We start from the raw sequence: 24893 nt of genomic DNA, 5'->3' as shown, positions 1-24893 counted from the left end.
CCCTCGCCACCGATGGTGCCTGGCTAGAAGAGTTTGCTGCCCCAACCGAGCTTGTTGCGCAGCACGTGGAAGTAGCTGTAATCCAGCGGATGCACCAGATGAAGCTTGTGGCTGCTCTTCTTGATGAGGATCTCGTCCCCCGGGTGGACCGCCAGGGTGACCTGGCCGTCGCAGCTCACCTGCATGGCGTCGTCCTGGTTGTCTGGCGAGACCAGCAGCCGCACTTCGCTGTCCGCATCCAGCACGATGGGGCGGCTGCTCAGGGTGTGCGGGAACATGGGCACCAGCGTGATGGCGTTGAGTTTGGGGGTGAGGATGGCGCCCCCTGCCGACAGGGAGTAGGCGGTGGAGCCGGTGGGTGTCGCCACTATGATGCCGTCCGAGCGCTGGCTGTACATGAAGCTGCCGTCGATGTAGACCTCGAATTCGATCATGTGGGCGATCTTGCCCGGGTGAAGCACCGCCTCGTTGACCGCGAGGTTGCTCGACTTGCGCTCCCCGTGGCGATAGACGGCGGCCTCCAGCAGGAAGCGATGCTCGCTCTTGAAGTGACCCGAGAGCACCTGCTCCAGGGGCAGCAGATAATCCTGGGGCGAGAGATCGGTCAGGAAGCCGAGGTTGCCCCGGTTCACCCCGATCACCGCCACATCGAACCGTGACAGCACCCGGGCGGCCCCCAGCATGTTGCCGTCACCGCCGACGACGATGGCGAGATCCGCCTGCTCGCCGAGCTGCACCAGATCCATCACGTTCTCCCCGAGCAGCCCCAGGGTATGGGCCACCCGGCTCTCCAGCAGCACACGAAAGCCGCGGCTGGTCAGGTACTGGTACAGGCCGGTCAGGGTCTGGTTGGCCCCCTCGTGATGGGGCTTGCCGATGAGGGCAACGGTTTTGAACGGAGAATCCATAGGTTATCGGGTCTGGGAGAGTCTTGGGGGGAGTATACCGCGCTTTGCCGGGGATTTGTCTGCCTCCGTGGTGGTTGGTGCAATCGGCCCCGAAAAGGGACTGCCTGGCACGCGGATGGGCGCCATTGTGCCCGATCTGCCCTTTTCCCCTTGAAAGCCGGGGCTGTGTCCCCATAATAGCGCCAACACAGGGTCTGCTGGCGCGTGTCGCTTGTCTGAACGCCAGCCACCCTCACACGCAACCCCTGAATATTGGAGATGTCATGAGCCACGAAGAACAAAAGGTTGAAGCGATGGAGCAAGTGGAAGCCCAGCCAGTCGAGCCGACCGATGTAGACAGTGAAGTGACAGCCGAGCAGGCCCGCATCGCCGAGCTGGAGGCCCAGCTGGAGGCGGCCCAGCAGGCTTCCCTGGAAGAGCGCGAGCGCGCCATTCGCGCCGTCGCCGAGATGGAGAACCTGCGTCGCCGTGCCGCTCAGGACGTGGAGAAAGCCCACAAGTTTGCACTGGAGAAGTTCGCCGCAGAGCTCTTGCCGGTGCTGGACAACCTGGAGCGCGCCATCGAGCTGGCGGACAAGGAGAACGACACCCTCAAGCCGATGATTGAAGGGGTCGAGCTGACCCTGAAATCCATGCAGAGCGGCGTGGGCAAGTTTGGCCTGGTGGCGCTGGACCCGACCAACCAGCCGTTTGACCCCAATGCCCACCAGGCCATGAGCATGGTGCCCAGTGCCGATGTGGCGCCGAACACCGTGATCGCCGTGATGCAGAAGGGCTACGAGCTCAACGGCCGCGTCATCCGTCCGGCCATGGTGATGGTCTCCAAGTCCGCTGACTGATCGCGCTGTTCTCACCAAGCCCGCCGCTTGGCGGGCTTTTTGTTGGATGTGGCGCCAGAAAACGTGTCTGGCGTCATTTGGCTGTCAGGTGGCCTGTATGCAGGTTTTTTCAGGGCCGGACTTGAAGCGCCGACTTGAGACCCCATATAGGTTGCAAGGCCACGGCGGCACAAAAAATTTGATGCCGGGAGCTTGAAAGCCACAGTGGCAGGCCCCACCTAGCCGTTAACGTATCAAGGCGAGCCCCTCGCCAGTTTATTCAAAGTATTTGGAGATTCGTCAAATGGGTAAAATCATCGGTATTGACCTGGGTACTACCAACTCCTGCGTCGCTATTCTGGATGGCGACCATGCTCGCGTGATCGAGAACGCGGAAGGCGACCGTACTACTCCGTCCATCATTGCCTATGCCGATGACGGCGAAATCCTGGTTGGTCAGCCGGCCAAGCGCCAAGCCATCACCAACCCGAAGAACACGCTGTTCGCCATCAAGCGTCTGATCGGCCGTCGTTTCGAAGATGACGAAGTACAACGTGACCTGAAAATCATGCCTTACGCCATCGCCAAGGCCGACAACGGTGACGCCTGGGTTGAAGTGAAAGGCAAGAAAATGGCACCGCCGCAGATCTCTGCCGAAGTGCTGAAAAAGATGAAGAAGACCGCCGAGGACTACCTGGGCGAGCCGGTGACCGAAGCCGTCATCACCGTACCGGCCTACTTCAACGACGCCCAGCGTCAGGCCACCAAGGATGCCGGTCGCATCGCCGGTCTGGATGTAAAACGCATCATCAACGAACCGACTGCCGCGGCTTTCGCCTACGGCGTCAACAAGGTCAAGGGTGAGCGCAAGGTTGCCGTATACGACCTGGGTGGCGGTACCTTCGATATCTCCATCATCGAGATCGACGAAGTCGAAGGGGAAACCACCTTCGAAGTGCTGGCAACCAACGGTAACACCCACCTGGGTGGTGAAGACTTCGACAACCGCGTCATCAACTACCTGGTTGACGAGTTCAAGCGCGAGCAGGGCATTGACCTGCGCAACGACCAGCTGGCCCTGCAGCGTCTGAAAGATGCCGCCGAAAAAGCCAAGATCGAGCTCTCTTCTGCCCAGCAGACCGACGTCAACCTGCCGTACATCACTGCAGATGCCACCGGTCCGAAGCACATGAACATCAAGGTGACCCGCGCCAAGCTGGAATCCCTGGTGGAAGACATGGTGAAAGACTCCCTGGAGCCGGTTCGTGTCGCCCTGAAAGACTCCGGTCTGGCGGTTGGCGAGATCGACGACGTCATCCTGGTGGGCGGTCAGACCCGTATGCCGCTGGTTCAGAAGACCGTGGCCGACTTCTTCGGCAAAGAGCCGCGCAAAGACGTCAACCCGGACGAAGCCGTGGCCATGGGGGCGGCCATCCAGGGTGCCGTACTGTCCGGTGACAAGACCGACGTACTGCTGCTGGACGTGACTCCGCTCTCCCTAGGGATCGAGACCATGGGCAGCGTGATGACCGCGCTCATCGAGAAGAACACCACCATTCCGACCAAGAAGTCCCAGGTGTTCTCCACCGCCGAAGACAACCAGTCTGCCGTGACCATTCACGTGCTGCAGGGTGAGCGCAAGCGCGCCAGCGACAACAAGTCCCTGGGCCAGTTCAACCTGGAAGGCATCCGTCCGGCACCGCGCGGTCTGCCGCAGATCGAAGTGACCTTCGACATCGACGCCAACGGCATCCTGCACGTCTCCGCGAAAGACAAGGAGACCAACAAGGAGCAGAAGATCACCATCCAGGCCTCTTCCGGTCTGTCTGATGACGAGATCGAACGCATGGTACGCGAAGCCGAAGCCAACGCGGCCGAGGACAAGAAGTTCGAAGAGCTGGTGCAGGCCCGCAACCAGGCTGACGGTCTGGTCCACTCCGTGCGCAAGCAGGTCACCGAAGCCGGTGAAGCTCTGCCTGCCGACGAGAAGACCAAGATCGAGACTGCCCTGAGCGAGCTGGAATCCGCCATCAAGGGTGACGACAAGGCTGCCATCGAAGCCAAGCAGCAAGCGCTGCTGGAAGCGTCCCAGAAGCTGATGGAAATTGCTCAGCAGCAGGCTCAGGCGCAAGGCGCCGCCGGTGCTGACGCCGGTCAGTCCTCCTCTTCTGCCAAGGCTGACGACGACGTGGTCGACGCCGAGTTCGAAGAAGTGAAAGACGACAAGAAGTAAGCCCGACCCGGATGGGCGAAGTCCGCTTCGCCCATCGGCTCAGAATCTGTTCACGGTCTATCGCGAGAGGCCGTCAGCAAGGTAAAGAGCAGCGCAAGAACCGGAGTCTATGTGAATACATGAGCACTCTTGGTTACAAACAAGCGAGCTGCACATGAGCCTTGATCACGGCTTCGTAGTAAGAGTGTGAGCAGATTCGTCAATGAATTTACGGGCGTTGGGTAACCAACGCCCGTCTGCGTAACTGCTGATATAGCAACAGGATGAGTATGTCGAAGCGCGATTTCTACGAAGTGCTCGGGGTATCGAAAGGTGCCGACGAGCGCGAGATCAAGAAGGCGTACAAGCGTCTGGCCATGAAGTATCACCCGGATCGCAACCAGGGTGATGCCGGGGCTGAAGAGAAGTTCAAAGAGGTCAAGGAAGCCTACGAGGTCCTGACCGACGAGAACCTGCGTGCCCGTTATGACCAGTACGGTCATGCCGGGGTGGATCCGAGCCAGGGTGGCGGCCACGGCGGCTTTGGCGGTGGTGCCGATTTCGGCGACATCTTCGGCGACGTGTTTGGCGACATCTTCGGTGGTCGCGGGGGCGGTCGTCGCGGCCCGGCCCGTGGCGCCGATCTGCGCTACAACATGGAGCTGACGCTGGAAGAAGCGGTGCGCGGGGTTTCCAAGGAGATCAAGATCCCGACCCAGGTCCACTGCGAAGTGTGCAACGGCTCCGGTGCCCATACCGGTAGCCAGGCCCAGACCTGCCCCACCTGCCACGGCTCCGGCCAGGTGCAGATGCGTCAGGGCTTCTTCGCGGTGCAGCAGCCTTGCCCCCACTGTCACGGTCGCGGCAAGATCATCAAGGATCCGTGCCGCAAGTGCCATGGGGAAGGGCGCTACCAGAAGACCAAGACCCTGTCGGTCAAGATCCCGGCCGGGGTCGATACCGGGGATCGCATCCGTCTCTCCGGCGAAGGGGAGGCGGGGGAAACCGGCGCATCGGCGGGGGATCTCTACGTACAGGTTCACGTGCGCGAGCACGAGATCTTCGTCCGTGACGGCAACGACCTCTACTGCGAAGTGCCCATCAGCTTCACCACGGCGGCGCTCGGCGGCGAGATCGAGGTGCCGACCCTGGATGGCCGGGTCAAGCTCAAGGTCACGGCAGAAACCCAGACCGGCAAGCTGTTCCGCCTGCGGGGCAAGGGCGTCAAGTCCGTGCGCTCCGGCCAGGTGGGGGATCTGATGTGCAAGGTGGTGATCGAGACTCCGGTCAAGCTGACCGAGACCCAGAAAGATCTGCTGCGCCAGCTGGACGACTCCTTCAGCGGCGCTGCTGCCAAGACCCACAAGCCGAAATCCGAGGGCTTCTTCGAAGGGGTGAAACGCTTCTTCGACGACCTGACCAAATAAACGCGACCCGCGTTACCCAAGCCGGCACGGATGTGCCGGCTTTTTTTTGCCCGCCATCTGGCCTGGATCCCCCCTTATTGAGTGGATCCCGATGAGGGATCCTCCTCACAACTTCCGCCAATTCCCCCTGTACAAATGTTATCCCGCTCACACTCCTGCTGAAACGGTTTAGCTGGCATATTGAGTCAGCTAAAGCGGTTTAGCTATCCTCTGCTCGTCAACAACAACAGAGCCCGGACGGGCGACAGAAGACAGGTGAGGACGATGACGATGTTCAAGAGCAAGTTGGCGCTGGCCGTGGCGCTGGGATTGGGAATGAGCAGCCCGCTGTGGGCGGCGGATGGTGGTATCGAGGCTCGTCTGGCGGCGCTGGAGGCGCGGGTGCAGGCAGCCGAGGAGCGCGCCACCGCTGCCGAAGCGCGGGCCGATGAGGCCCAGAGCAAGGCAAACGAAGCCCGCGAGACGGCCGTGGTGGCCAAGGCCCAGAGCGAGAAGGTGGACAAGCAGACCGCCGGGGCCCAGGGCTTCGAGTTCCACGGCTATGCCCGCTCGGGCCTGCTGGTGAACGGCAACGGCAATGGTGGCCGCGGCGGCCCCTACATCACCCCGGCCGGCTCGGTGGGCGGCGCCGTGGGTCGCCTTGGCAACGAGGATGACACCTACATGGAGGCCAACCTGCTGAAGACCCAGACCTTCGACGATGGCAGCTGGGCCCGCTACAAGCTGATGCTGGCGGACGGGGTGGAGACCAGCAACGACTGGACCGCCAGCGATTCCAGCCTCAATACCCGCCAGGTGTTTGCCGAAATCGGCGATCTGGCGAGCTTCAGCGGTCCTTTCCAGCACTCGGTGCTCTGGGCGGGCAAGCGCTTTGACCGGGACAACTTCGACATCCACTGGCTCGACTCGGACGTGGTCTTCCTGGCCGGTACCGGCGGCGGCGTCTACGACGTGCAGCTGGCCGACAGCTGGAAGGCGAACTTCTCCCTCTACGGGCGCGACTACGGCGACATCAGCGCGAGCGGTCTCTCCGACATCGAGAGCTACATCCTCACCATGAACAACCGCGTTGGCAACTGGCAGTGGATGCTGAACGGCCTCTCCGCCAAGGACAACGAGGCGCGCATCAATGACGGCGGCGCGGGCAGCGAAGCGGCGAACAAGGGGGCCCACACCCTGCTGGCCTACCACGCCGACAGCTTCTTCGGCATCAACCCCGGTTTCTCCAAGGCGGCGGTGCTGTATGGCCATGGTCTGGGTGCCGAGCTCAAGGGGCTGGGCTCCGACAGCGAGCTGCTGCCGGATGCCGATGCGGTGCGGGTCGCCGTGTTTGGCGCCACCGATCTTGCCCCGCGCTGGCGTGTCGCCCCGGCCCTGCTGGCCGAGCACAGCCAGGATCGTTACGTGAAGGGGGACGAGTACCGCTGGGTGACCCTCAATGGCCGCCTGGCCCAGGTACTGAGCCAGAACGTGGAGCTGGTCTACGAGGCGACCTGGCAGTACATGGATCTCGATCCCAAGGGCTACAAGGGCCGCCAGGCGGTGAGCGGCGACTTCACCAAGCTCACCTTCGCCCCCACCTTCAAGGCGCAGACCGCCGGCTTCTTCGAGCGGCCTGAGCTTCGCGTGTTCGCCACCTGGATGGACTGGTCCTCCGAGCTCGACAACTACGCCAGCTCCGATGCCATGGGCCAGAGCAACTTCACCGCCGGGGGCGAGTGGAACTTCGGCGTGCAGATGGAAACCTGGTTCTAGTTCGTTATCCCGATCACAAAAATGGCAGGCGGCCCCGGGATCTGTTGGTTAGCTAAAACGGTTTAGCTGATAATGCGGACCCAGAACCCGGGGCTGACCCCGGCAAATCCTGTGCAGCAGTGGAGTAGCAACAAGGTGACGAATCGTGTGTGGGTAATGGGGGATGCGGTAGTGGACTTGATCCCGGAAGGGGAGCAGCACTACCTCAAGTGTCCGGGTGGCGCACCGGCCAACGTGGCGGTGGGCGTTGCCCGGCTCGGCGGGGAGTCGGCCTTCATTGGCCGGGTTGGCGCGGATCCCTTCGGCCGCTTCATGGGGGAGACCCTGGCCAGGGAGGGGGTCGACATTCGCCACCTGATCCAGGATCCGGCCCATCGCACCAGCACGGTGCTGGTGGATCTCGATGAGGCGGGGGAGCGCAGTTTCACCTTCATGGTGCGCCCGAGCGCCGATCAGTTCCTGAGCCCCGCCGATCTGCCGGTCTTCCAGGCCGGGCAGTGGCTGCTGACCTGCTCCATTGCGCTCGCCAACGAGCCGGTGCGCAGCAGTTGCCTGCAAGCCATGGCGACCATCCGGGCCGTCGGGGGGCGGGTCTGCTTCGACCCCAACCTGAGGCCAGAGGTGTGGGGCAACCCTGCCGAGATGCTGCCCGTGGTGCGCGAGGCCATGGCCCTTGCAGACGTGGTCAAGCTCTCGGTGGAGGAGCTGCAACTGCTGAGCGGTCTGGACGATCTGGCGGCGGGGCTTGCCACTCTTTCAGGCCCGGCACTGGTGCTGGTGACCCGGGGGGCGGGGGGCGTGGTGGCCCGTCTGGGTGGCGAGTTGCTGGAGTGGGTGGGGCCCAAAGTGACGCCACTCGATACCACGGGGGCGGGGGACGCCTTCGTCGCCGGGCTGCTGGCGGCCTTGGCCGAACGGACCTCGCTGCCGACGCTGGCCGAGCTGCCCGCCATTCTGGCTCAGGCCCACGGCTGTGGGGCGCTCGCCACCACCGCCAAGGGGGCCATGACGGCACTGCCCACCCGCACCCGGCTGGATGAATTTTTGCGATCAGGCGCAGACGGCTGTTGATCTGCGGCTAGAAGCCCGGCTCGACAGCCCCTACTCTCATGTGACAAGGGCCCGCCAGCGTGGCGGGTCATAAGAGGAAGAATATGAATATCAGTGCGATAGCCCAGGATCTGGTGCCCCTGCTCGGGGGCAGGGAGAACATCGTCAGCGCCGCCCACTGCGCCACCCGGCTGCGGCTGGTGCTGGCGGACGACAGCAAGGTGAACAAGGCCGCCATCGACAAGCTGGAAGGGGTCAAGGGGTGCTTCAGCAACGCTGGCCAGATCCAGGTCATTTTCGGCACCGGCCTGGTCAACAAGGTCTATGCGGAGTTCGTCACCCTGACCGGGACCGGCACCGCCAGCAAGGCGGAGCTGACCGACATGGCGACGGCCAAGCTCAACGTGGCCCAGCGTCTGGCGCGGACCCTCTCCAACATCTTCGTGCCCATCATTCCGGCCATCGTCGCCTCCGGCCTGCTGATGGGGCTGCTCGGCATGGTGCGCACCTACGGCTGGGTCAACGCCGACAGCGCCCTGTTCGTCATGCTCGACATGTTCAGCTCGGCAGCCTTCATCATACTGCCGATCCTCATCGGCTTTACGGCGGCGCGGGAGTTTGGCGGCAATCCGTACCTCGGGGCGACCCTTGGCGGCATCCTCACCCACCCGGCCCTGACCAACGCCTGGGGCGTGGCCGGGGGCTTCAAGACCATGGACTTCTTCGGCCTGGATGTCGCCATGATCGGCTACCAGGGCACCGTCTTCCCGGTGCTCTTGGCGGTCTGGTTCATGTCCCACCTGGAGAAGCAGCTGCGCAAGCGCATCCCTGACGCCCTGGATCTCATCCTCACCCCGTTTTTGACCGTCATCATCACCGGCTTCGTGGCGCTGCTCTTCATCGGCCCCGCCGGGCGGGTGCTGGGGGATGGCATCTCGTTCGGTCTGAGCGCCCTCTATGAGCAGGCAGGCTGGCTGGCGGGTCTGGTGTTTGGCGGCACCTATTCGCTCATCGTCATCACCGGCATCCACCACAGCTTCCACGCCATCGAGGCGGGGCTGCTGGCCAACCCTGCCATCGGCGTCAACTTCCTGCTGCCCATCTGGGCCATGGCCAACGTGGCCCAGGGCGGGGCTTGCCTCGCGGTCTACTTCAAGACCCGGGACATGAAGATCAAGGCCATCACGGTGCCGGCGGCCATGTCCTGCCTGCTCGGCATCACCGAGGCGGCGATCTTCGGGGTCAACCTGCGCTACATCAAGCCCTTCCTGGCCGGCCTGTTCGGCGGGGCCTGCGGCGGCGCCTACGTGGTGGCGGCCAAGGTCGGCATGACGGCGGTGGGCCTGACCGGCATCCCGGGCATGGCCATCGTCCAGCCCATGAGCCTCATCCACTACGTCATCGGTCTGGTGATCGCCTTTGGCGCCGCTTTCGCCGCCTCCTACCTGCTCAAGTACAAGGTGGAGTGATGAAGGAAAGCCATCTCCTGAACCAGGTTGTCCGGTCCCTGCTGGCCGGACAGCTCAAGGCGGCGGCCGATCCCCATCGGCCCCGCTGGCATCTGGCAGCCCCGGTGGGGCTGCTCAACGATCCCAACGGCTTCATCGAGCACGACGGGCGCTACCATCTTTTCTACCAGTGGAACCCGCTCGGTTGCGAGCACCGCAACAAGGGCTGGGGGCATGTCACCTCCACCGATCTGCTGCACTGGCAGCACGAGCCGGTGGCGCTGCTGCCTACCGAGGCCTATGAGAGCCACGGTTGCTATTCGGGCTCGGCGGTGAGCGATGAGCAGGGGCGTCTGACCCTTATCTACACCGGCAACGTCAAATACCCGGACGGCAGCCGCACCGCCTACCAGTGTCTGGCCCGCGCCGACGGTGCGGGGGGCTTCGAGAAGCTGGGCCCTGTGCTGGATCTACCCGAAGGCTACAGCGGCCATGTGCGCGACCCCAAGGTGTGGCACGACGCTCGGCAGTGGTTGATGGTGCTGGGGGCTCGTACCCTGGACGATCGGGGTGAGGTGCTGCTCTATCGCGGTGACACCCTGGATGCCTGGACGCTGGTGGGCCCCATCGCCGGCAGCGGGCGCGGCGGTCTCGGGGAGTTTGGCTACATGTGGGAGTGTCCGGACCTCTTCCCCCTGGGAGATCTCCATGTGCTGATCAGCTGCCCGCAGGGGGTTGCCCCGCAGGGAGAGGATTATCGCAACCTCTACCAGTGCGGCTGGCTGGCGGGTGATTTCGACGGCGAGAGGTTCGATCACGGGGTTTTCCACGAGTTGGACAGGGGCTTCGAGTTCTATGCGCCGCAGACCACTCAGGACCGTCAGGGGCGGCGCCTGCTGTTCGGCTGGCTGGGCTTGCCGGAGGAGAACGAGATGAGCCAGCCCACTCTCGAGCACGGCTGGCTGCACCAGATGAGCTGCCCGCGGGAGCTGTTCTGGCAGGATGAGTGGCTCTGCCAGCGGCCGGTGGCAGAGCTGGGCGCCCTGAAAGGGGAGCAGACCCGCTTCGAGGGGGCGCCGGACGAGCTGCCGCGCCTTGCCATCGACTCGGCCTGGCTCGATCTGGCGCTGTGCGGTGAAGGGCGCCTCGGGTTCGGGGCCGTGGTCGAGCTGGTGTGGCAGCCGGGGCGTCTTGTCCTGCGGCGCCAGAACTGGCAGAGCGGGGAGTGGGAGGAGCGAAGCGCCCCCTGGCTTGGGGGCAAGATCACCGTCTTGTGTGACCGCTCCAGCCTGGAGTGCTTCGTCGATGGCGGGCGCCAGAGCTTGTCGACCCGTTACTTCCCCGGCGAAAACCCAGTACTTTCCGCACGTTGCGGTGGTGATGGCAGCAAAATTTGCCTCGATCACTGGCCGCTGGCGACCTGCCTAGTACAATAGCCCGGTGTCAGTGTGCCGGGAGGTCAGGTGGAGAAGAAGAAACGGATCACGATTGCCCAGATAGCCACGCTTGCGGGGGTCTCCAAGGCCACCGCCAGCCTGGTGCTCAACGGCAAGAGTGCGGAATACCGCATCGCCGACGATACCCGCAAGCGGATCCAGGCGGTGGCGGACGAGTGCCACTATCAGCCGAGCATCCATGCCCGCTCCCTGCGGGAGGTGCGCAGCTACACCTGGGGGCTGGTGATCCCTGACCTCACCAACTTCGGCTTCGCCAGCATCGCCCGGGCCCTTGAGGCCCGCTGTCGGGAGGCGGGGATCCAGCTGCTCATCGCCTGCTCCGAGGATGACCCCACCCTGGAGCAGCGGGTGGTGGACAACCTCATCAGCCGTCAGGTGGATGGCCTCATCGTCGCCTCCAGCGGCCACAGTGACGACATCTATGCCCGCATCCACGACCGCTTGCCGGTGGTGCAGCTCGACCGCCACATCGGTGAGTCGCGCCTGCCCATGGTGATCTCGGACGCCTGCAAGGCTACCGCCGAGCTGGTGCAGGATATGGCCGAGGATTGCGGGGAGGAGATCTATTACTTCGGCGGTCTGCTGGATCTCTCTCCCAGCCGGCACCGGCTGGCGGGTTACGAGCTCGGATTGCACCGGGCCGGGCTGGAGGCCACTTCAGACCGGGTCCGCCACCGTGACTACCAGCCGAGCTCGGGCTATCAGCTGATGTCTGAGCTGGTGGACGAACTCGGGGCGCCGCCGAAGGGGCTTTTTACCGCCTCTTTCACCCTGCTGGAGGGGGTGCTGCGCTACCTCAACGAGGCGGAACTGATGGAGACCGGCATGCGCCTGTGTACGTTCGACGATCACGATCTGCTCGACTGCATCCCCATGCGCATCGATTCCGTGGCCCAGGATTGCCCGGCCCTGGCCCGTGCCGCCTTCGAGATGATGCAGCAACTCATCGCGGGCAATCCCCCAGCCCAGACCGCCCAGGTCATCAACCCCAGGGTGCGCTGGCGCAGCCGCCGTTAGGCACACGGCTTCCCTTTCCTGTGAAAAAGCCCCGCCGGATCCGGCGGGGCTTTTTGTGCTGCGTCTGGTATGAGGGCGTCAATCGGTAATGCTGGCCCGCCAGAAGATCTGCTTGATGTGAGGGTGCTCCCCGAGCGTGTTCATCAGGGCATCGAGCTTGGTGCCATCGATGGCGGTGGCGAGCAGCGCCGCCGAGATCTCGAGATCCTGATCGCCGAAGGGGGTGATGTCGAGCTCGCTCAGGGGGTAGTGGGCCTGCTCCAGCATCTGCTCGAGCCAGGGCAGTACCTCCTTCTGGTGAGCGCGGCCGATGAGAGCGGTCACGTGATAGGTCACTTCGGTGTCCATGTTGTTCACCGGGTCACGGTTTATCTGGTTGACCAGGGGACGCAGCAGGGTGTTGGCGGCCAGCACGAAGAGGGCGCCGAGGATGGCCTCCAGGGCGAACCCGGCGCCGCAGGCGGCCCCGACCGCGGCCACGCCCCACAGGGTGGCCGCTGTGTTGATGCCCCGGATGTTGCCGGATTCCCGCATGATGACGCCAGCGCCGAGAAAACCGATGCCGGAGACGATGTAGGCCACCACGTGGACGACCCCGTAACTGCCACCATGCAGGTCATAGATGCGCTGGGCCAGGTTGACGAACAGGGCCGCCCCCACGGCGACCAGCACGTTGGTGCGAAGGCCGGCGGTGCGCTGGCGGTACTGGCGCTCCAGGCCGACCAGGCTGCCCAGCACGAAGGCGAGCAGCAGGCTGGCCAGGGTGTCGAGCAGGGCGAGAAAATCGAGTTGTTGCCACATTCTCATGAAGGGTCTCCTCCTGGGATGCCGACCAGCCTGCTCCCCCGGGTTGTGTGAGAGACGGGGGGCAAGGTCGACATCGTGGTGAATGCAAGGGCGCGACCCGCCTCCTGACGGGGCGGGATGGCGCAGAACAGGGAAGAGGCCCTTCACGGTTGCCCGGGAAGGACCTCGCCTCGTTCGAGGGTCAATGCCTGGTGGCGTCGTCCCCGGCGCGGGGGCGCAGTTCCCAGCGTACCGGGTGAACAGCCCCGACCTGGTGGATGAACTGCACCAAGTAGCGGCGCTGGGGCGGCGTGCAGTAGAGGCTCAGCACCAGCACGCGGCCTTCACCGCGCCCGGGCTGCATGGACTGCAGAGGACTGAGTCCGGCCGGTTGCAGGGTGTGGCTCACTGCCGCCAGCACCTGCTCCATGTCGGCTCTGTCTTCGCAGCGGATGTGCAGCCGATAGAGGTGCTGACGCCGTCTGCCACGTTGCCAGAGTGGTCGCAGGCCCCGTCCCAGTCTGCTCAGCAGGGAAGGGGATTTGTCAGCGACAGGGTTGTTTGAAATCAAGCGCATAGCAGCCTCCTTTTGGGAAGCAGAAACTATGCAGGCAAGGTGTCGGGGGATGAGTCCGCGTCACCTGACGTCAAGTGTGAAAAGCGGGGAAAAGAGGGATCCACTTCTCGCAGGGTGGCGAGTCGCGGCAGAGAAAAACCTGCGGCTAGCTCGCGACCAGGGTGCCGACGACGGGGGTCGGCGTGCGTCTGTCACTTGATGAGTTGCCCACCGATGGTCTCCGCTAGTGATAAAGAGGCGACATGGTAGCCGATACGGCGGTCTGGGTAAACCCCGAGCCCTTGATAGCAACATATTGAAACATAATAAAAAAGAGATGAAAGCGCCGGTGAAGGGAGCCCTCTTCCCTTCACCGGCGGGCCCTTGGGGGGTTACCGGGTCTTGTCGATGCCCAGGTATTTGAGCATCAGTTTTTCATAGACGGGTTCGGTGTCGCCCACCTGCATCTTGTGCAGGAAATACTTCTCGAACGCTATCTTGGCCAGGTGGACCCACTTCCCTTTCTTGAACCAGGCGACGTTGCGCGGCGGGATCTGCGGCATGGCCACGAAGGCGGCCCCTGTGTCCCCCATGTCCGCCAGACAGATGGCATTCCACACCGCCCGGGTGACCGGGGGCTGGCCGTCCAGCTCCGCCTTGATGTTGTGGCTTAAGGTGCGCACCATGGCCTCGATCATGTAGCCGGTCTTGGGCACCCCGGTCGGGACCGGCGTCTTGTGCTGGGGCGGGATGGCGATGCAGACCCCGGCGGCGTAAATCTACGGGAAGACAGGGTTGCGCTGGTGTTCGTCGACGATGACGAACCCGCGGGGATTGACCAGCCCCTCGAGGCTCCGCAGGGGGCTGATGCCGGCGAAGGCGGGCAGCATCATGGCATGCTTGTAGGGGAGGTTGTGGGTGCGCTTGACGTTGCCATCTTCATCCAGCTCCTCCACCGTCATCACCCCATCCCTGGCCGCCACGGTGCGGGCATTGCAGATCCATTGCATGTCGCGCATGCGCAGCTCGCTCTCCAGCATGCCCTTGGAATCCCCCACGCCGTTGAGGCCGAGGTGACCGATGTAGGGTTCGCTGGTGACGAAGGTCATGGGCACGTCCTTTCTCACCTTCTTGTCGCGCAGGTGGCGATCGAGGATGAAGGCGTATTCGTAGGCCTGGCCGAAGCAGGAGGCGCCGGGCATGGCACCGACGATCACCGGACCCGGTTCGTCGAGCAGCCCGTTGACACTGTGCTGGCACTCCTCTGCGTGGGAGAGGGTGCAGACGCTGGCGGTGCCGCCCGCCGTCGGGCCCGCTCCCTGCACCTCTTCAAAGGCGAGTGCGGGGCCGGTGCAGAGCACCAGAAAGTCGTAGTGCAGGTGCTGGCCATCGGAGAGGCGGATCTGCTGTTCGAGGGGTTGCAACCCGGTCAGGGCGGCGTGGATGAAGCGGATCCCCTTCTTCTTCACATGAGGCTCTATGGGGAGGGAGATATCCTTGCGCTCTCGCCACCGGACCGCAATCCACGGGTTCGAAGGGTTGAATTCAAAGTCGGGTTTGTCGTTCACCAGGATGACGTCGTGCTGCTTGCCGAGTTCGGCCTTGAGCTCGTAGGCGGCCGACATGCCCCCCAACCCTGCCCCGATGATGATGATGGTTGCCATAATGAGCCTCCGCTCTATTACACGGCTCCTGTGAGCCAATATGTCCTCCTGCCTATTTGAGCCCCATTCGCCTGAGCACGGCGGCGGCGGGACAGACCCCGGTGAACGCGCTCTGGATCAGGTTGACCCCGACAAAGACGCTCAACCAGACAAAGCCCGGGTGGACCCAGGCCGTTAGCAGCAGCGACAGCAGCAACATGCCACCCGCGACCACTCTGACTCCGTTATCGACGGTCATTTCTCGTCCCCTTTTGTTTAGTGATTGCTAATTTAGAGTTGTTTTATACAATAGAACAAATATCAGCAATTGCTAATTTAATCTTATGAGCCACTTCGACGAGATGAACCGACATGCGACAGCCGCCGCCGGCCTGCTCAAGGCGCTGGCTCATCCCGAACGCCTGATGGTGCTCTGCCAGCTGGTGGAAGGGGAGAAGGGAGTCGGGGAGCTGCTGGCCCACAGCCAGCTCGGGCAGTCGGCCTTCTCCCAGCAACTGTCGGTATTGAAGCGCCAGGGCCTTATCCGCTCGCGCAAAGTCTCCCAGCAGATCTACTACTCCCTGGTGAGCGAGGCGGCGGCCGATGTGCTGGCGGCGCTGCAAACCCATTTTTGTCACTCAGATGAGGAAATTCGATGATGGAAAGCCAATGGCTGCTCTCGTTGGGGGGCGGCATGCTGGCGGGGCTCTCGGCCCTGATCCTGATGTTGTTCAACGGCCGGGTGGCCGGGATCAGCGGCATTCTGGCCGGTGCAATGCAGTACAAGACCCCCTGGCGGGTGCTGTTTCTGCTGGGATTGGGACTGGGGGCCTGGCTGGCGCTGACCCTGGGTTGGGCCACCATGCCCGCCTTTGATGCCTTGCCCGGCTGGCCCGTGGTGCTGCTGGCCGGCCTGCTGGTGGGCATCGGCACCCGTCTTGGCAATGGCTGCACCAGCGGTCACGGCATCTGCGGCATGGGGAGGCTGTCGACGCGCTCCGTGGTGGCGACGCTCACCTTTATGGGGATGGGCGTGGCGACCGTGTTCTTTACTCACCACATGTTTTGACGGGTTGATTGCCATGAAATTGCTGACAAGTCTGTTTGCGGGCCTGCTGTTCGGGCTGGGAATGGCCCTCTCCGGGATGATGGATCCGGCGCGGGTCACCGGGTTTCTCGATCTGGCCGGTGCCTGGGATCCCAGCCTGGCCTTCGTGATGGGGGGGGCCCTGGCTGTCTTCATGCCGGGCTACTTCCTGCTGGTGAAACCCCGTCGTCTGAGCCTGCTGGGGGAGCCCATGGCCCGGGTTCCCGCTCCCGTGCTGGATCGCCGCCTGATTGGCGGGGCCGCACTGTTCGGGATCGGTTGGGGCCTGGTCGGCATCTGTCCAGGGCCTGCCTTGAGTCTCATTTCCAGCGGACAGCCCATGATATTGTTGTTCATCGGGGCCATGGCGGCCGGGATCCTGCTGGTGGACAAGGTCTGGAACAGGGTGCTGGAGAAGGCTCGCCAGCACCGTATTGCCTGAGTTTTCAAGGTGCCCATGAGCCAGGGAAGGAGAATCATGATGAACACAATCCGGTTGCTGGTGACCACCCTGCTGGTCATGACATCCACCCTGGTGGCGGCCGAGGAGGCCAAGGGGTCGCTGACGCTGACCCCGCAGCGCGTCACCGACTGGCTCACCCTGAGCGGTACCGTGAGCGCCATTCATCAGGGGACGGTCGCGGCCCAGACCAGTGGCCGGGTCTCCCGCATGCTGGTGGATGTGAATGACGAGGTACAGGCCGGGCAGCCCCTGCTCGAGATAAGCGGCAAGGAGCAGTCTGCCGCCGTGACCGGCGCCGAGGCGCGGGTGGCCAGGGCCCAGGCCCAGCAGGTGGAGGCCGAGCGCCAGCTCACCCGTTATCAGGCCCTCATCGCCAAGGGGGTGATCACCCGGGCCCAGCTCGACAACGCCCAGGCAACGGATCGGGCCGCCCGTGCCGAGGTCAATGCCGCCGAGGCCGCCCTCATCCAGGCCCGGGAAGCCTACGGCTATACCCGTATCCTCGCCCCCTACGCCGGGGTGGTGACCAGGCGGCTGGTGGAGCTGGGGGAGACGGTGGCCCCCGGTACGCCGCTGCTATCCGGTTTCTCCCTGGGCGAGCTGAGGGTGGAGCTGGAGCTGCCCCAGTCCGCGCTGGCTCTCGCCGGCCAGCCGTCGGATGTGCAGGTGCTGCTGCCCGGTGGCAAGGCCGTGACTCCCGTCAAGCTGACCCGCTTCAACTACGCCGACAGCCAGAGCCACAGTTTCCGGCTGCGCCTCGATCTGCCGTCGAACACGGCAGGGGTGCTGCCTGGCATGTGGCTCAAGGTGCAGCTCAAACAGGGTGAGCGTCAGGTGTTGCAAGTGCCGGAGCCCGCCCTGCTGCGGCAAGGGGAGTTCAACGGCGTCTACCTCAAAGAGGGGGAGGGCTGGGCCCTGACCCCGGTGCGGGTCGGCCACTGCGAGGCTGGGCTGTGCGAGGTCCTGGCGGGTCTCAAGGGCGGTGACACCCTGGCCCCCGATGCCTGGACCCGTCAACAGGAGGTGCCCCATGAGTAGCGATCTGAACGACAACCATGGCCACCTGGGGCCGGCGGGTCGGCTGGCGGCCCTGTTTCAGGGCTCGGCCATCACCCCGCTGCTGGCGCTGGTGGGGCTCTTGCTCGGCCTCTTTGCCGTGCTGGTGACCCCCAAGGAGGAGGAGCCCCAGATCGATGTCACCTTCGCCGACGTCTACATTCCCTTCCCGGGCGCCAGCCCGGCAGAGGTGGAATCCCTCGTCACCACCCCTGCCGAGCAGGTGGTCTCCCAGATAAAGGGGATAGATACCCTCTACTCCTTCTCCCAACCCGATGGTGCCCTGCTGGTGGTGGTGTTCAAGGTAGGCGTGAGCCGGGAGCAGGCCATCGTGGATCTCAACAACCAGCTCGACTCCAACCGCGACTGGTTGCCACAGGGGATCGGAGTCGGTCAGCCACTGGTAAAACCCCGGGGGATCGATGATGTTCCCATCGTCAGTCTGACCCTCTGGAGCAAGCAACTGGGGGCCCCCGATCTGACCCGGGTCGCCCACGAGCTGGAGACCGAACTCAAGCGCATTCCCGGTACCCGGGACATCTACAGCCTGGGGGGCCAGCGCGCCGTGCTGCGGGTGATGCCGGACCCGGCGGCCCTCAGCGCCCATGGCATCAGCTGGGGCGAGCTGAGCCAGCGACTTGCGGCCGCCAACCGGGTGGGCAGCGAGCAGGCCGTGGTGCAGGATAACCGGGAAATCAAGGTGCAGGTGGGGCAGTTCCTGCAAAGCGAGCAGGAGGCCCGCGAGCTGGTGGTGGGGTTGCACGACGGCAAGCCCGTCTATCTCGGTGAGGTGGCCCGGGTGGGGCTTGGGGAAGAGACCCCGGTCCAGCGCAGCTGGATGGGGCAGGGGCAAGCCAGCTACCCGGCGGTGACCCTGGCCATCGGCAAGCAGCCGGGGCAGAACGCGGTGGAGGTGGCCAAGCGGGTGGAGGCACGGGTCGAGAGCCTCAGGAACCGGCTCATCCCGGCTGGCGTCGAGGTGACGGTGACCCGTGACTACGGCGTCACCGCCGAGACCAAATCCAACACCCTCATCGGCAAGCTCATCTTTGCCACCACGGCGGTGGTATTGCTGGTGCTGGTGAGCATGGGGTGGCGCGAGGCGCTGGTGGTGGGGGTCGCCATCGTCATCACCCTGGCGCTGACCCTGTTTGCCAGTTGGGCGTGGGGCTTTACCCTCAACCGTGTGTCCCTCTTTGCGCTTATTTTCTCCATCGGCATCCTGGTGGATGACGCCATCGTCGTGGTGGAGAACATCCACCGCCATCGTGGCCTGGGCAAGGGTTCCCTCAAGGATCTCATTCCGGGCGCGGTGGACGAGGTGGGGGGGCCGACCATTCTGGCGACCCTGACCGTCATCGCGGCCCTGCTGCCCATGGCCTTCGTCAGCGGCCTGATGGGCCCCTACATGAGCCCCATCCCCATCAATGCCAGCATGGGGATGCTCATCTCCCTGCTGGTGGCCTTTATCTTCTCCCCTTGGCTGGCGAGCCATTTGCTCAAGGGGGAGGCGCACGGTGCCCACGGCGAGGCCAAGGCCGGGCTCTTTCACCGGCTGATGACCCCCTTTCTGATGGGGGCGGGTGCCAGGAGAGCGAGACATAAGCTTTGGCTGGTCATTCTGCTGCTGGTGGCGGGGGCGGCTGCCATGCCGGTGGTGCAGTGGGTGGTGCTCAAGATGCTCCCCTTTGACAACAAGTCGGAATTCCAGCTGGTGCTCGACATGCCGGAGGGGGCGACCCTGGAGCAGACCGAGCGCACCCTGCTGGCGGTGGGTCGGGAGCTCGCCAGGGTGCCCGAGGTGAAGGATTACCAGATCTACGCCGGCACCGCCGCCCCCATCAACTTCAACGGGTTGGTGCGCCACTACTTCATCCGCAGCGGCGCCAACGTGGGGGACATCCAGGTCAATCTGGTGGACAAGCATGAACGGGATCGCAGCAGTCACGAGATTGCCCGGTCGGTGCGTGCGCCCTTGCAGGCCATCGCCAGTGCGGCAGGGGGCAACCTCAAGGTAGTGGAGGTGCCCCCGGGACCGCCTGTCTGGTCACCCATCGTCGCGGAAGTGTATGGCCCGACGCAGGCCGCCCGTGAAGCCGCTGCCCGCGCCATACAGGCCCGCTTCGTGGCCACGGCGGATCTGGTGGACGTGGACATCTATCTGACCGACCCTCAGCCCAAGTGGCGGCTGGTGGTGGATCGCGCCCAGGCGGCCCTGCTCGGGGTCGATCTCGGGGATCTGGTGGCGACCCTCAACGGGGGCGTGGGTTATCAGGATGCCAGCTGGCTGCAGGGGCAAGGCGCCAAGTATCCGGTGCCGATCCGCATCGAGCTGGCCCCCGGTGACAAACGGGATCTGGCGGGTGTGCTGGCCCTCAAGGTGCGCAGCCAGAGCGGCCAGCTGGTGCGGGTCTCCGAGCTGGTGAGCCGTCGTGACGAGGTGGCCCCCAGCTACCTCATGCACAAGAACATGCAGCCCATGGTGATGGTGGTGGCTGACATGGGCGGCCATACCGACAGCCCGCTCTACGGCATGTTTGCCGCCGGTGCCGACATCTCGCTGCCACAGTATTACGTACATCAGCCCGACAAGCTGGGGGAGGTGGCGCTGTTGTGGGACGGGGAGTGGAAGATAACCTACGAGACCTTCCGCGACATGGGGCTGGCCTATGGGGTGGGGATGATCCTCATCTACCTGCTGGTGGTGGCCCAGTTCCGCTCCTATCTGGTGCCGCTCATCATCATGGCCCCCATTCCGCTCACCCTCATCGGGGTGATGCCGGGCCACGCCCTGCTGGGGGCCCAGTTTACCGCCACCTCGATGATCGGGATGATCGCACTGGCCGGGATCATCGTGCGCAACAGCATCCTGCTGGTGGACTTTATTGAGCAGCAGCGGGCGAGTGGCGTGGTGTTCGAACAGGCAGTGATCGAGGCGGCGCAGGTGCGGGCCAAACCCATCATGCTGACGGCGCTGGCGGCCATGATAGGGGCGCTTTTCATCCTAGATGACCCCATCTTCAATGGCCTCGCCATCAGCCTTATCTTCGGGATCCTGGTTTCCACCCTGCTCACCCTGATGGTGATCCCGCTGCTCTACTACAGCCTGCTTGTTCGCCGAAGTCAGAGGTAAACACAGGGGGCACGTGCCCCCTGTTTTCTGGCATCACACCGCCTCGCGGGCATCGCAGGTTTTCATCAGGGGGAAATAACGGCGATCCGCCTGGCTCATGTGACCCACGACCAGCTCCTGGATGATGAAATTGAGCAGGGCGTCGTTGCCAAGGGTGCCCGCCTGTGCGGCCGCCATCAGCTGACCGGCTTTTTTCAGCAGATGCTGGTGCTCCTGGCGATGGGCCGCCAGCTCCTCATAGCCATATTGCGCGAGGACCTGCTCTTCGAGGAGGAAGTGCTGGCGCGCCATCTCGAATATCTGCGCCATGTCTGCCAGCAAGGCATCCGGATGGATGCCGGGATCCTGCATGTGCTCGAGCAAGCGGTTGGCCAGCAGGTAGAGCTGGCGGTGGTCCGCATCGATGCGGGGGTGGCCGCATGCGTGGGCGGGCTGCCATTGCAGGGTGCCGGGGAGGGGCTCCTGCCCGGAGGAAAACAGGCAGACCCTGCCCCGGCCATGGTGCTTGGCCTGATACATGGCCTGATCGGCGTGGTGCATCAGGGTCTTGGGGTCGGTGCCGTGATCCGGATAGAGGGCGACCCCTATGCTGCCGGAGATGCGCAGCGCCTGCTGTTCAAGCTGGAAGGGGTGATGCAGGCAGTGGTGCAGCTTGTCGGCGACCGCGAGGGCCGAGGCATCCGTATCGGGCAGCATGATCACGAATTCGTCCCCCCCAAGGCGTGCCACCAGATCTTCTTCCCTGACGCACTCCCCCATGCGCTCGGCCACCAGCTTGAGCAGCAGGTCGCCGGTTTCGTGGCCGAAGGTGTCATTGATGGGTTTGAAGTGGTCGAGATCGATGAAGACCAGGGCCAGGGGCTGCTGGGGAGCCTGCTCCAGGGTCTCCTTGAGCCGCTGTTGCAGCAGGCCGCGGTTGGCCAGGCCGGTGAGGGGGTCATAGAAGGCGAGGCGGCGCATCATCTCCTCCCGGGCCGAACGTTCGGTGACATCCCGGGTCACCCCCAAAATGGCGTCCGGTCTTGTGCTGGTGCTGCCGTGCAAGGTGGTGACCGTCTCGATGGTCACCAGATGACCCTGCTTGTGGCGCAGCTGGGAGTGGATAACGCACCGGGTCTGCCCATGATCCCCCCGTTGCCAGGCCTCGAGGGAGGCGGTGATGCCGTCGCGAAGCTGTTTCCAGGACTCATCGGGGAGCAGCTGGCGCAGGGAGAGGGCAAAGAGTTCGGCGGGTTCATAGCCGCTCAGGGACGCGATGGCGGGGCTGATGTAACGAAAACGCAGGCTGTCGGTGTCCATGGTCCAGATCACGTCGCCGCTGTTCTCCGCCACGAAGCGGTAGTGTTGCTCGCGCTGGGCCAGTTCCCGGGTGAGCCGCTGTCGGTCACTGGCCTCTTCCCGCAGACGCAGATAGAGGTGCAGGAAGACGCCGAGCAGGGCCAGCAGGGAGAAGGAGATCAGCATGGCGATGGCCACGCTCCTGTCGAGCAGTTGGCGCTGCTGGCGAAGGCTAGCCTGGGTACTGTTGTAGAGGAAGGGGGTGAGGTTGGGCACCGCCTTGATCATCCCGGCCTCCTGGTAGGTGCGGGCGATCTGCTGCCAGCGATCCTGCTGCATGTAGCCGGGCTCGATGATGTCGGGCTGCATCAGGGCCCGGGTTTCACGGGCCTCGAAGGCGAGCGCCTCGCGCCCGGCCCCGCTGGGGTAGTGCTCCAGGATCAGGTTGATCATCTCTTCGGGATGATCCATGGCATAGCGCCACCCCTTGAGGCTGGCCTGCAAGAAGCGCTGGACCCGCTCCTGCTGGTTGATGACCTCACTCTCCGAGGTGAAGAGGTTGTCTCCGTAGAAGTCGTACCCGATGTCGCGGGGGCTGAACACCCGGTAGGGAATGCCCTGTTGCTGCAGGGTGAAGGGCTCGGTTGTGCTGTAGGCGCTGATGGCGTCCGCCTGGCCCCTCAGCAGTGCCTGTACCCCCCGCTCGTAGGGCAGGGTCTCCCACTGCCGGCTGCGAGTGTAGCGATGCAGGTAGGTGAGCAGCTCGTTGGAGCCGGGTTCGAGCATCAGCCGCTTGTTGGCCAGATCGCCCGGAGTCTGGATATCCGGCCGCTCTAGGGTGATGAGCATCAGGGGGGAGTGCTGCAACATGGCGGCGAGCACCACCACAGGGCGACCTGCTGCCCGGGCCAGCAGCAGATCGCTGCCGCGGATGCCGAACTGGGCGCGACCCGTGGTGACTTCATTGATGACGTCGGTGCCCGGCCCCGCCTCCCGCAGGGTGACCTGCAGACCGGCCTCCCGGTAGAACCCCTTGGCGATGGCGGCGTAGTAACCGGCAAACTGGAACTGGTGCTGCCAGGGAAGTTGCAGGATGACGCGCTCATCCGCCCTGAGGGGAGCCGTGGTCAGGGTGGCAATCATCACCCAGAAGGGCAGAAGCCAGCGTACAGGCTGGCGAGATGCATCGGACTCCGTCATACCGCTGTTCTCTCGGGAGGTGCTCTTCTGGCTAGAGTCAAACAATTTCCTGTTATTCGCAAGGGGAGCAGGCCCCAATAAGATGGGGCGCGGGAGGTATTAAAAGTCATTTTTGTGTCATTCATCACGTCAATGGGCGTCACGGCTCATTTTGAAACCTTGTTGACTCGTCACCGGCCCGGTGACAAGGGCATTAGGTGTCATTCCAGGAGGGATGGCTGCCGCCTCTCTTCTCGCCTGTTAATGACAGATTGCGTGTTTTCGGCAATTCCCTCTTATCTTCTCCTGTTGTATCAGAAGTTGATGCTCTTGTCCGTATCGGGTGTCGACCTGTGGCGGTCGGGGGACGCCTTCCTTCGTTCAGGGTGGTATGGTAGTCATCCGTTTCCTGTTTCCCGAGAAGGTCCTGTCATGTCTTCCTTGCGCCTGCTGCTCTCCGACTCCCACGATCCCCTGTTCAACCTGGCGGTGGAGGAGTGCATCTTCCGTCAGATGGATCCGAACCAGCGGGTGCTGTTCCTGTGGCGCAACGCCAATACCGTAGTGATCGGCCGGGCCCAGAACCCCTGGAAGGAGTGCAATACCCGCCGCATGGAAGAGGACGGGGTGACCCTGGCCCGGCGCAGCAGCGGGGGTGGCGCCGTGTTCCACGACCTTGGCAACAGCTGTTTCACCTTCATGGCGGGCAAGCCCGGCTATGACAAGAGCGTCTCCACCACCATCGTCATCGATGCCCTCGCCAGGCTCGGTGTGAGTGCTTTTGCCTCCGGGCGCAACGACTTGCTGGTGGCTACCCCGGACGGGGATCGCAAGGTGTCGGGTTCGGCCTACCGGGAGACCCATGATCGCGGCTTTCACCACGGTACCCTGCTGCTGGACGCTGACCTCGGCCGCCTCGCCCACTACCTCAATCCCGACCCCAAGAAGCTGGCGGCCAAGGGTATCAGCTCGGTGAGAAGCCGGGTGGCGAACCTTGGCGAGCTGTTGCCTGGCCTGGGTCATGAGCAGGTGGTGCAGGCCCTGTGCGACGCCTTCTTTGCCCATCACGGTGAGGTGGTGCAGCCCGAGCACATCTCCCCTGAGCAGATGCCCGATCTGCCGGGCTTTGCCGAGACCTTCGCCCGCCAGCGCAGCTGGGAGTGGAACTTCGGCCATGCGCCTGCGTTCAGCCATCAACTGGACGAGCGCTTCCCCTGGGGCGGGGTCGAGCTTCATTTCGACGTGGAGAAGGGGGTGATAGGACGGGCACAGATCTTCAGCGACACCCTGGACCCTGCGCCCCTGGATGACCTGGCCGCACGCCTGCCCGGGGTGGCCTATCGTCCCGAGGCCATCGACGAGTTGCTGCGTCAGTGGCGGGCGACGTTTTCGGCCAACCCCGAGCTGGAAGGGTTTTCGGCATGGCTGCTGACCGCCCTGCGCTGACCTTGCCCATGGCCAGGATCACAAGATGAACAGGGGAAAAGAGGGGAGAGAGGGCGCGGCGCCCGTCAGGGCGCCAACATGACAAAAAGTAGGGCAGACCATTAGTTATTGTCTCTGTTGATAGAGGTGTCACTGGAGTATAAAAACCGCACCTCAGCAGTATAAATGGTATAA

General features: G+C 63.9%; 21 protein-coding genes. 14 read left to right on the top strand and 7 right to left on the bottom strand.

Features of this window, described 5'->3' with window-relative positions; all coding sequences use genetic code 11:
• Positions 1 to 23 precede the first annotated feature (23 nt).
• Positions 24 to 908, bottom strand: a complete 885-nt coding sequence (gene nadK, locus AB5Y50_RS12745) for an NAD(+) kinase (RefSeq protein ID WP_010673644.1) — start codon at positions 906 to 908, stop codon at positions 24 to 26.
• A gap of 263 nt (positions 909 to 1171) precedes the next feature.
• Between nadK and grpE the strand changes: the two genes are divergently transcribed.
• From grpE to AB5Y50_RS12705, 8 genes are all read left to right on the top strand, one after another.
• Entirely contained in the window at positions 1172 to 1747 is a 576-nt protein-coding gene (grpE, locus tag AB5Y50_RS12740) for a nucleotide exchange factor GrpE (RefSeq protein WP_113978197.1), read from the top strand.
• Positions 1748 to 2030: 283 nt separating this feature from the next.
• Positions 2031 to 3959, top strand: a complete 1929-nt coding sequence (gene dnaK, locus AB5Y50_RS12735; protein WP_010673646.1) for a molecular chaperone DnaK — start codon at positions 2031 to 2033, stop codon at positions 3957 to 3959.
• A 269-nt stretch (positions 3960 to 4228) separates the two neighbouring features.
• Positions 4229 to 5365 (top strand): molecular chaperone DnaJ, encoded by a 1137-nt coding sequence (gene dnaJ, locus AB5Y50_RS12730; protein WP_113978198.1) that lies wholly within the window; start codon positions 4229 to 4231, stop codon positions 5363 to 5365.
• Positions 5366 to 5629: 264 nt separating this feature from the next.
• Positions 5630 to 7120, top strand: coding sequence for a carbohydrate porin (locus AB5Y50_RS12725; protein ID WP_113978200.1), 1491 nt, complete (start codon positions 5630 to 5632; stop codon positions 7118 to 7120).
• Between the two features lie 111 nt (positions 7121 to 7231).
• Entirely contained in the window at positions 7232 to 8191 is a 960-nt protein-coding gene (locus AB5Y50_RS12720; protein WP_080767827.1) for an aminoimidazole riboside kinase, read from the top strand.
• 83 nt (positions 8192 to 8274) lie between these two features.
• Positions 8275 to 9639, top strand: coding sequence for a sucrose-specific PTS transporter subunit IIBC (locus AB5Y50_RS12715; RefSeq protein WP_053288278.1), 1365 nt, complete (start codon positions 8275 to 8277; stop codon positions 9637 to 9639).
• Complete coding sequence (locus AB5Y50_RS12710) at positions 9639 to 11054, top strand: sucrose-6-phosphate hydrolase (protein WP_113978202.1); 1416 nt, start codon at positions 9639 to 9641, stop codon at positions 11052 to 11054. Before AB5Y50_RS12715 ends, AB5Y50_RS12710 begins: the two co-directional genes overlap by 1 nt.
• Before the next feature lie 27 nt (positions 11055 to 11081).
• Positions 11082 to 12092 (top strand): substrate-binding domain-containing protein, encoded by a 1011-nt coding sequence (locus tag AB5Y50_RS12705; RefSeq protein ID WP_041213247.1) that lies wholly within the window; start codon positions 11082 to 11084, stop codon positions 12090 to 12092.
• A gap of 78 nt (positions 12093 to 12170) precedes the next feature.
• On the opposite strand, the gene AB5Y50_RS12700 is transcribed toward AB5Y50_RS12705, so the two are convergent.
• The 5 genes from AB5Y50_RS12700 to AB5Y50_RS12680 form a co-directional block, all read right to left on the bottom strand.
• Positions 12171 to 12899 carry an MgtC/SapB family protein gene (locus tag AB5Y50_RS12700; protein WP_052814657.1) on the bottom strand — a complete coding sequence of 243 codons (729 nt, stop codon included), beginning with the start codon at positions 12897 to 12899 and terminating at the stop codon, positions 12171 to 12173.
• 181 nt (positions 12900 to 13080) lie between these two features.
• Complete coding sequence (locus AB5Y50_RS12695; RefSeq protein WP_041214805.1) at positions 13081 to 13455, bottom strand: hypothetical protein; 375 nt, start codon at positions 13453 to 13455, stop codon at positions 13081 to 13083.
• 371 nt (positions 13456 to 13826) lie between these two features.
• A complete protein-coding gene (locus AB5Y50_RS12690) occupies positions 13827 to 14132 on the bottom strand; it encodes a hypothetical protein (RefSeq protein ID WP_232098065.1) in 306 nt (101 codons plus the stop codon).
• A gap of 81 nt (positions 14133 to 14213) precedes the next feature.
• On the bottom strand, positions 14214 to 15098 hold the full coding sequence (locus tag AB5Y50_RS12685) for an NAD(P)/FAD-dependent oxidoreductase (protein WP_234716516.1): 885 nt from the start codon (positions 15096 to 15098) through the stop codon (positions 14214 to 14216).
• 52 nt (positions 15099 to 15150) lie between these two features.
• A complete protein-coding gene (locus tag AB5Y50_RS12680) occupies positions 15151 to 15336 on the bottom strand; it encodes a DUF2892 domain-containing protein (protein WP_041213243.1) in 186 nt (61 codons plus the stop codon).
• A gap of 85 nt (positions 15337 to 15421) precedes the next feature.
• Between AB5Y50_RS12680 and AB5Y50_RS12675 the strand changes: the two genes are divergently transcribed.
• The 5 genes from AB5Y50_RS12675 to AB5Y50_RS12655 are packed head-to-tail and all read left to right on the top strand — an operon-like array spanning position 15422 to position 20816.
• Positions 15422 to 15736 (top strand): helix-turn-helix transcriptional regulator, encoded by a 315-nt coding sequence (locus AB5Y50_RS12675; protein ID WP_039039225.1) that lies wholly within the window; start codon positions 15422 to 15424, stop codon positions 15734 to 15736.
• On the top strand, positions 15733 to 16146 hold the full coding sequence (locus tag AB5Y50_RS12670; RefSeq protein WP_042881673.1) for a YeeE/YedE family protein: 414 nt from the start codon (positions 15733 to 15735) through the stop codon (positions 16144 to 16146). Before AB5Y50_RS12675 ends, AB5Y50_RS12670 begins: the two co-directional genes overlap by 4 nt.
• A gap of 13 nt (positions 16147 to 16159) precedes the next feature.
• Positions 16160 to 16606 carry a YeeE/YedE family protein gene (locus AB5Y50_RS12665; RefSeq protein WP_041214809.1) on the top strand — a complete coding sequence of 149 codons (447 nt, stop codon included), beginning with the start codon at positions 16160 to 16162 and terminating at the stop codon, positions 16604 to 16606.
• Between the two features lie 39 nt (positions 16607 to 16645).
• Entirely contained in the window at positions 16646 to 17665 is a 1020-nt protein-coding gene (locus AB5Y50_RS12660) for an efflux RND transporter periplasmic adaptor subunit (RefSeq protein ID WP_053288280.1), read from the top strand.
• Positions 17658 to 20816, top strand: a complete 3159-nt coding sequence (locus AB5Y50_RS12655; protein ID WP_053288281.1) for an efflux RND transporter permease subunit — start codon at positions 17658 to 17660, stop codon at positions 20814 to 20816. Before AB5Y50_RS12660 ends, AB5Y50_RS12655 begins: the two co-directional genes overlap by 8 nt.
• Before the next feature lie 33 nt (positions 20817 to 20849).
• Here the strand turns inward: AB5Y50_RS12655 and AB5Y50_RS12650 are convergent, their stop codons facing one another.
• Positions 20850 to 23237, bottom strand: coding sequence for a diguanylate cyclase (locus AB5Y50_RS12650; protein ID WP_368162952.1), 2388 nt, complete (start codon positions 23235 to 23237; stop codon positions 20850 to 20852).
• A gap of 468 nt (positions 23238 to 23705) precedes the next feature.
• On the opposite strand from AB5Y50_RS12650, the gene AB5Y50_RS12645 reads away from it, so the two are divergent.
• Entirely contained in the window at positions 23706 to 24719 is a 1014-nt protein-coding gene (locus AB5Y50_RS12645; protein ID WP_010673661.1) for a lipoate--protein ligase, read from the top strand.
• Positions 24720 to 24893 lie beyond the last annotated feature (174 nt).

Origin of the sequence: Aeromonas sp. s6 (assembly GCF_040907815.1) — a bacterium.
Classification (GTDB): domain Bacteria; phylum Pseudomonadota; class Gammaproteobacteria; order Enterobacterales; family Aeromonadaceae; genus Aeromonas; species Aeromonas caviae.
The sequence above is the reverse complement of the archived record's forward strand: the minus strand, read 5'-3'. Positions and strand labels throughout refer to the sequence as shown.